The 7293-nt window shown below is 61.9% G+C and carries 8 protein-coding genes; 7 read left to right on the plus strand and 1 reads right to left on the minus strand.

Annotation, left to right across the window (positions count from 1 at the left end; all coding sequences use genetic code 11):
- The first annotated feature begins 103 nt into the window (after window positions 1-103).
- The 6 genes from HX801_RS27330 to HX801_RS27355 all read left to right on the plus strand — a co-directional run bounded on the left by HX801_RS27330 (window position 104) and on the right by HX801_RS27355 (window position 5258).
- The gene (locus HX801_RS27330; RefSeq protein WP_008430524.1) at window positions 104-865 is read left to right on the plus strand and encodes an ABC transporter permease; all 762 of its coding nucleotides are present in this window, start codon (window positions 104-106) and stop codon (window positions 863-865) included.
- Between the two features lie 9 nt (window positions 866-874).
- A complete protein-coding gene (locus tag HX801_RS27335; protein WP_177023071.1) occupies window positions 875-1633 on the plus strand; it encodes an ABC transporter permease in 759 nt (252 codons plus the stop codon).
- A gap of 11 nt (window positions 1634-1644) precedes the next feature.
- Window positions 1645-2433 carry an ABC transporter ATP-binding protein gene (locus HX801_RS27340; protein ID WP_023658820.1) on the plus strand — a complete coding sequence of 263 codons (789 nt, stop codon included), beginning with the start codon at window positions 1645-1647 and terminating at the stop codon, window positions 2431-2433.
- A gap of 105 nt (window positions 2434-2538) precedes the next feature.
- Entirely contained in the window at window positions 2539-3498 is a 960-nt protein-coding gene (locus HX801_RS27345) for a threo-3-hydroxy-L-aspartate ammonia-lyase (RefSeq protein ID WP_003212540.1), read from the plus strand.
- A 122-nt stretch (window positions 3499-3620) separates the two neighbouring features.
- Window positions 3621-4868: a dicarboxylate/amino acid:cation symporter gene (locus tag HX801_RS27350; protein WP_177023072.1), complete on the plus strand. Its 1248-nt coding sequence runs from the start codon at window positions 3621-3623 to the stop codon at window positions 4866-4868.
- A 12-nt stretch (window positions 4869-4880) separates the two neighbouring features.
- Window positions 4881-5258: a RidA family protein gene (locus tag HX801_RS27355; RefSeq protein ID WP_177023073.1), complete on the plus strand. Its 378-nt coding sequence runs from the start codon at window positions 4881-4883 to the stop codon at window positions 5256-5258.
- Window position 5259: 1 nt separating this feature from the next.
- Here HX801_RS27355 and HX801_RS27360 read toward each other — a convergent pair whose 3' ends face one another.
- On the minus strand, window positions 5260-5886 hold the full coding sequence (locus tag HX801_RS27360; protein WP_003212543.1) for a transcriptional regulator: 627 nt from the start codon (window positions 5884-5886) through the stop codon (window positions 5260-5262).
- A 57-nt stretch (window positions 5887-5943) separates the two neighbouring features.
- Here HX801_RS27360 and HX801_RS27365 point away from each other — a divergent pair, with 57 nt between their 5' ends.
- Complete coding sequence (locus HX801_RS27365) at window positions 5944-7053, plus strand: DSD1 family PLP-dependent enzyme (protein ID WP_177023074.1); 1110 nt, start codon at window positions 5944-5946, stop codon at window positions 7051-7053.
- The last annotated feature ends 240 nt before the right edge of the window (window positions 7054-7293 follow it).

Consider the following 7293-nt stretch of genomic DNA (forward strand, 5'->3'; position numbering starts at 1 on the left):
GCAAGCCAGCTCCCACATTTGGCCTTCATTGTTCTCCCCTGTTGTGTTCACTGGCACATGTCTTGCGATAGCCCCCGGGTACTTCGCTGAAATAAGACCCGCCATGCGCCCTTACCGATTGCTCACTGCCCTGACCTGGCTCATCTCGCCGCTGGCCCTGCTCGCCACCTGGACGCTGGTGGCGCACCTCGGGATCTTCCCGCGCAACCTGCTGGTACCGCCGGCCCAGGTCCTGCAAACCTTTGAAGAACTGCTCGCCAGCGGCGAACTCGCTGAACACCTGGGCAACAGCCTGTCCCGGCTCGGTCTGGGCTTTGGCATCGGCTCGCTGTGCGGCCTGGCCTTCGGGGTGCTGATGGCCCTGTCAAAGAACGTCGAGGTGTATTGCGCCCCGCTGTTCCACACCTTGCGCCAGATCCCCAGCATCGCGCTGATCCCGATGTTCGTGCTGCTGTTCGGCATTGATGAAACCTTCAAGATCATCATCGTCGCCAAGACCGCATTTTTCCCGGTGGCCCTGGCCGCCAGCGAAGGCGTCAAGGGCATTCCCCGCAGCTACTTCGAAGTGGCCGACGTGTATCGCCTGCGCTGGCCGACCTTCGTCTGGCGCATCGCCCTGCCCGCTGCCGCGCCGCCGATCATCACCGGTTTTCGTATCAGCCTGACCCGCGCCTGGGTGGTGCTGGTGGCCACCGAACTGCTGGCGGCCGACAGCGGCCTGGGGCAGATGATCGAGATGGCCCGGCAGATGCTGCGCATCGACGTGGTGATGGTGGGTGTGGTGGTCACCGGGCTGATTGGTTTTGCCCTCGACTTTGGCTTTCGTTCACTGGAACAGCGGCTGTTTCGCTGGCAGACCCGCTAGGAGCCCGGCATGACCCTCTTGAAAAAATCCCGCGGCCTGTTGCTGCCGCTGCTGTTGATCCTCGCCTGGGAATACGCCTCGCGCCAGGACGCGGCCGGCGCCTACGCCTTTGTGCCGCTGTCGGCGATCGGCTCGGCGTTGCTGGAAATGCTCGGTAACGGCGAGTTGCTGGTCAACCTGCTGGCCAGCCTGGCCCGCACCAGTGGCGGCCTGGCCCTGGGCATCCTGTTCGGCGTGGTGCTGGGGGTGCTGATGGCGCTGTCGAGTGTGGCCAACCGTTTGATCGGCCCGCTGTTCCATTCGATTCGCCAGGTGCCGATGCTGGGCTGGATCCCGTTGATTGCCATGTGGTTCGGCAACGGCGAGTTCTCCAAGGTGCTGATCGTCAGCCTCGCGGCGTTCTACCCGATGGTGCTCAACACCTACCAGGGCTTCAGCCATGTGGAGCAGCGTTATCGTGAAGTCGGCCAGGTGCTGGTGCTCAGCCCGGTGCAGCAGTTCGTGCACGTGCTGTTGCCGGCGGCGTTGCCGAGCATCGCCACCGGCGTGTTGCATGCCCTCGCCTTCGCCTGGGTTACGGCGATCGGCAGTGAGCTGTTCCTGTCCTCCGGCGCCGGCCTGGGCAACCTGATGATGAATGCCGAGGCTGGCTCGCGCATGGAAGTGATCGTGCTCAGCGTGCTGTGCATCGGCCTGCTGGGCTACCTGATGAACCTGCTGTTTACCCGCCTCAGCCGCCACGTGCTGCGCTGGCGCAATATTCGTTGAAGGCCATGAACATGAACGCAATCGCCCACCACGCCCTCCACACCGCCGTGCAGACCGGCGCCCTGCAGATTCGCGGCCTGAACAAGGCCTATCGGATCGAAGGCAAGCCGCTGCCGGTGTTGCACAACATCAACCTCGACGTGCGGCCAGGGGAGTTTGTCAGCATCGTCGGCGCCAGCGGCTGCGGCAAATCCACCTTGCTGCGCCTGATTGTCGGGCTGGAGGCCGAGTACGAAGGCGATATCCTGCTGGACGGCCAGCGCATAGCCGCCACCAGCCTGGAGCGCGGCATTGTGTTCCAGGATCACCGCCTGTTCCCGTGGATGACCGTCAGCCAGAACATCGCCCTGGCCCTGAAAAACCACAACCTGCCCCAGTCCGAAAAGGATCGGCAAGTGGCCGAACATATCGCTCTGGTCAACCTCACCGGCTTTGAAAACGCCTACCCGCACCAGCTCTCCGGCGGCATGGCGCAACGTGCTGCAATCGCCCGGGCACTGATCAATAAACCCAAGGTACTGTTGCTCGATGAACCACTGGGCGCCCTCGACGCCCTGACCCGTGTGCACCTGCAGCGGGAGCTGCAACGGATCTGGGTGCAACAGCGCTGCACGGTGATCATGGTCACCCATGACATCGAAGAGGCGCTGTACCTGGGTGACCGGGTGATCGTGATGGACGCCCACCCGGGGCGGATCAAGCATGAAATCCGGGTGGACTTGCCACATCCGAGGGAGCGCAGTTCGCCGGTCTTGCAGGGCTACAAGGACCGGTTGCTGGAAGAGCTGGTCGGGCACTGAAGACAGTGGGCATGCCGAGCTTTACATTTTGTATAGTTATGGATATTTTATCCAAACAGCAAATGCAATGCGCTCGTGCACGGTTCATTTTCAGAGGTCCTTTCCATGCAACTGTCTTCGTACCATGACGTGATCAAAGCCGCCGAACGCCTGGAGGGCTTCGCCAACCGCACGCCGGTGTTCACCTCGCGCACCCTCGATGCCGAGACCGGCGCCCAGGTGTTCATCAAATGCGAAAACCTGCAACGCACCGGTTCATTCAAGTTTCGCGGTGCGTTCAATGCGCTTTCCCGGTTTGACGAGGCGCAGCGCAAGGCCGGTGTAGTGGCGTTTTCCTCGGGCAATCACGCCCAAGGCATCGCACTGGCCGCCCGCCTGTTGCAGATGCCGGCCACCATCGTAATGCCCACCGACGCCCCGGCTGCCAAGGTCGCCGCCACCCGGGAATACGGCGCGACCGTGGTGTTCTACGACCGTATCACCGAAGACCGCGAGCAGATCGGCCGCACCCTGGCCGAGCAGCACGGCATGACGTTGATCCCCTCCTACGACCACCCGGACGTGCTGGCCGGCCAGGGCACTGCCGCCAAGGAGCTGCTGGAATTCACCGGCCCACTGGATGCCTTGTTTGTCGGCCTGGGCGGTGGCGGCATGCTCTCCGGTACGGCATTGGCCACCCGTGCGTTGTCGCCTGATTGCCTGCTGTACGGGGTCGAGCCCGAAGCCGGGAATGACGGCCAGCGTTCCTTCCAGACCGGCAGCATCGTGCACATCGACACGCCAGCGACCATCGCAGACGGCGCCCAGACCCAGCACCTTGGCAATCACACCTTCCCGATCATCCGCGAGAACGTGAATGACATCCTTACGGTCTCGGACGCCGAGTTAGTGGAGTCGATGAGGTTCTTCATGCAACGCATGAAGATGGTCGTGGAGCCCACCGGTTGCCTCGGCCTTGCGGCCTTGCGCAACCTCAAGCAGCAGTTCCGGGGCCAGCGCGTAGGCATCATCGTGACCGGTGGCAACGTCGATATCGAGAAGTACGCGAGCCTGCTAAAGGGCTAAAACCTCTAACAAGAAAATACTGTGGCGAGCGTGCTTGCCACATGGCTTCCTGCTGCCTGCAATTTCTGCCGCCTATAAAAAATGCCTGGGTGTTCCCTGAGCGTTAACAACAAGAGGTGCTTATGAAAAATCGTTACCTGGCCCGGGCCATTGTGATTGCGATCATCCTTGGCGTGCTGGTGGGGGCCGTGCTGCATGCCCAACTGGACGCCGACACCGCCAAGACCATCGCGGGTTACTTCAGCATGGTCACCGACGTGTTTTTGCGCCTGATCAAGATGGTCATCGCGCCGCTGGTGCTGGCGACGTTGATCAGTGGCGTGGCGAGCATGGCCGACAGCGGTTCCATCGGCCGTGTCGGGTTGAAGGCGATGACCTGGTTTTTGATTGCGTCCGTGGTATCGCTGCTGATCGGTTTGACATTGGCCAATCTGTTTCAGCCAGGCGCGGGGCTCAACCTGAGTGTGGCGGCCAACGGCAACAGCGGTTTGAACACCGCCAGCTTCAACCTGTCGGGTTTTTTGTCCCATGTATTCCCCCGCAGCATCGTCGAGGCCATGGGCAACAATGAGGTGCTGCAAATCGTGGTGTTTTCGTTGTTCTTCGGCGCAGCGCTGGCGTTCGTCAAGGGCAGCGCCAGGTCGCCGATCCTGCACGTGCTGGAAGAACTGACCCAGGTGATGTTCCGCATCACCGAATACGTGATGGTGATCGCGCCGCTGGCGGTGTTTGCCGCAATTGCCGCCACCATCAGCCTGTACGGGCTGGGGATGGTGGTCAGCTTTGGCAAGTTGATCGCGCAGTTCTACCTGGGCCTGGCGGTGCTGTGGCTGGTGATCAGCGGCGTGGGTTACCTGGCGCTGGGCGCACGTTTCAAACAACTGTTGCAGTTGCTGCGCAGCCCGGTTTTGCTGGCGTTCTCCACCGCCAGCAGCGAGGCGGCCTACCCCAAGACCATCGCCGCCCTGGATAGCTTCGGCTCGCCCAAGCGCATCAACAGTTTTGTGCTGCCCCTGGGTTACTCGTTCAACCTCGACGGTTCGATGATGTACCAGGCGTTTATCGTGATGTTCATCGCCCAGGCCTATGGCATCGAAATGAGCTTCGGCCATCAGGTAATGATCCTGCTGACCTTGCTCGTCATCAGCAAAGGCACCGCCGGCGTGGCGCGCGGCTCACTGGTGGTGCTCGCGGCGGGCCTGCCGATGGTCGGCCTGCCGGAAGCCGGTTTGCTGCTGATCCTCGCCGTGGACCCGATCCTCGACATGGGCCGTACCGCCACCAACGTGTTCGGCTGCGGCGTGGCCACGGCGGTGATTGGCCACGGTGCCACCGATGAACAACCTGCTCCCCTTCCCTCCCTTGCTTGAGAACTGCCGATCATGAAGATTCACCACACAGCCACTGCCTCCCAGCCTGCCGGGCACTACTCCCAGGCCCTAAGCCACCAGGGCACGCTGTACATCTCCGGTCAATTGCCGGTGAGCCCTGACGGGCGTCATAACCTCGAGGCTTCGTTTGCCGAACAGGCTCAAGTGGCCCTGGACAATCTGTTGGCGATTTTGAAGGCCGCAGACGGCTCACCCGCAGACCTGGTGAAAGTCACGGTGTACGTGGTGGGGGTAAAACACTGGCCTGAATTTGATGGCTTGTACGCCGCTGCGCTGGGGGATCACCGCCCCGCCCGCGCGGTGGTGCCGGTGCCGGAACTGCACCACGGCTATCTGATTGAAATCGAAGCCGTGGCGCGCTCGGCATAGGTCATTTGGCGTAGGTGTAGACCGCCGCCCGCGAGACCCCAAGGTGTGAGGCAACCGTTTCCATGGCACGCCGGATGTCCATCACGCCGGCTTCTTTCAGCTCTTGCATCAGCAGGCGCCGGTCGGCGGCCTTGAGGGCACGTGGGGTGGTCGCCAGGCGTGCGGCGAACTGGTCGATGCGCGCACGAATGGCGTCGGCACCGGACGGGTCGAGAGACTCGGCGGGCCGGTCGCCGCTGACCGAGCCGAACTGTTCCAGCATGCCCTGCAAGCCACGGAACAACGAGAGGTCGACGTTCATGCACAAGGCCGCCACGTACTTGCCGGTGGAGTCCTTGATGCCGATGGAAGTGCTCTTGACCTGACGCCCGTCGGCGAACTGGTTCTGGTAGTTGGCGATCACCTGCGGGTACTCGGGATCGGCAATCCGCGCCAGGCCCAGCTCGGTGGCCGGGTCACCCGGCTGGCGCCCGGAGAGGTTGTTGTGGATGGCCATGATTGCGTGCTGCGGGTCGCGCAGGTCGTGCAGCACGACCTCGCAAAACGGGCTGAAGGTCTTGCTCAGGCCTTCGGCAATCTGTTCGAGCTGGCTGATCAAGGCCGCTTGTTCGGGAGTGTGTTTTTTCATTCAGACAACATATCCAGTACTGGATAGACCGTCAATTTACCTTTTGGAGTGTGCACGATGGAAACCCCGACAGCTTTGCTGGATGTGAGCCGGATGCAGCGCAATATCCTGCGTATGCAGCAGCGTGCCGATGACTTGGGTGTGCGCTTGCGGCCCCATGTGAAGACCCATAAATGTGCCGAGGTGGTGGCGGCGCAAATCGCTGCCGGGGCCACGGGGATTACGGTTTCGACGTTGAAGGAGGCCGAGTATTTTTTCGACCTCGGCATTCGGGACGTTCTGTATGCGGTGGCGATGGCGCCGCATAAATTGCCTCAGGCGTTGGCGTTGCGTCGTCAGGGGTGTGCGCTGACGCTGATCACCGACAGCCTTGCCGGGGCCCGGGCGATTGTCGAGTTTGGTGCGCTGCAGGGTGAGGTTTTTGCGGTGCTGATTGAGATTGACTGTGATGGGCACCGGTCCGGGGTGAAGCCTCAGGATCCGCTGTTGCTGGAGATCGCCAGGCTGCTGTATGGCGGCGGGATGCTTGCCGGGGTGTCGACTCATGCCGGGGAAAGTTACGGGCTGGATACGCCTGAGGCGTTGCGGGCGATTGCCGAGCAGGAACGGGCGCGCTGTGTTGCAGCGGCCGAGGTGATTCGGGGGGCGGGGTTGCCTTGCTTGCAGGTGAGTGTGGGTTCGACGCCCACGGCGCTGTCGGCGGTGAGCCTGGAGGGTGTGACTGAGCTGCGGGCTGGGGTTTATGCGTTTTTTGATTTGGTGATGCATAACGTTGGGGTGTGCCGCATTGATGAGCTGGCGTTGAGTGTGCTGACTACGGTGATCGGGCATCAGGTGGAAAAGGGCTGGATCATTACCGACGCGGGGTGGATGGCGATGAGTCGGGATCGTGGGACGCAGTCGCAGAAGCGGGATTTTGGTTATGGGCAGGTGTGTACCGAGGGTGGTGAGGTGATTGAGGGGTTGCTGGTGGGCAGCGCGAATCAGGAGCATGGGGTGGCTTGGTTCGACGGGGTGGCGGTGGATGTGGTTGAGCGGTTTCCGCTGGGGACGCGGCTGAGGGTTTTGCCTAACCATGCGTGTGCTACGGGGACGCAGTTCGGCAGCTATGGCGCGCTGCTGGAGAATGGTGAGGTGCAGGTTTGGGAGCGGTTGCGGGGGTGGTAGATCGGGGGCATATCCGTTATTTGGGTGATGGCCGATATTGGTTCCGCTCTTACAGCGGCCTGAAAGCCGGCTTGAGTGTTAAAAGCCAAATCAAAAGCTAAAGCGGGCACGGTCCACTGTAGGAGCTGGCTTGCCGGCGATGGCATCAACTGGGTGTACCTGATGCACCGAGGTGTCTGCATCGCCGGCAAGCCGGCTCCTACAGAAAAGCGCTTGGTTTTTAACACTCAGGTCGGCTTT

This window comes from Pseudomonas sp. G1002 (assembly GCF_013385455.1).
Classification (GTDB): Bacteria; Pseudomonadota; Gammaproteobacteria; order Pseudomonadales; family Pseudomonadaceae; genus Aquipseudomonas.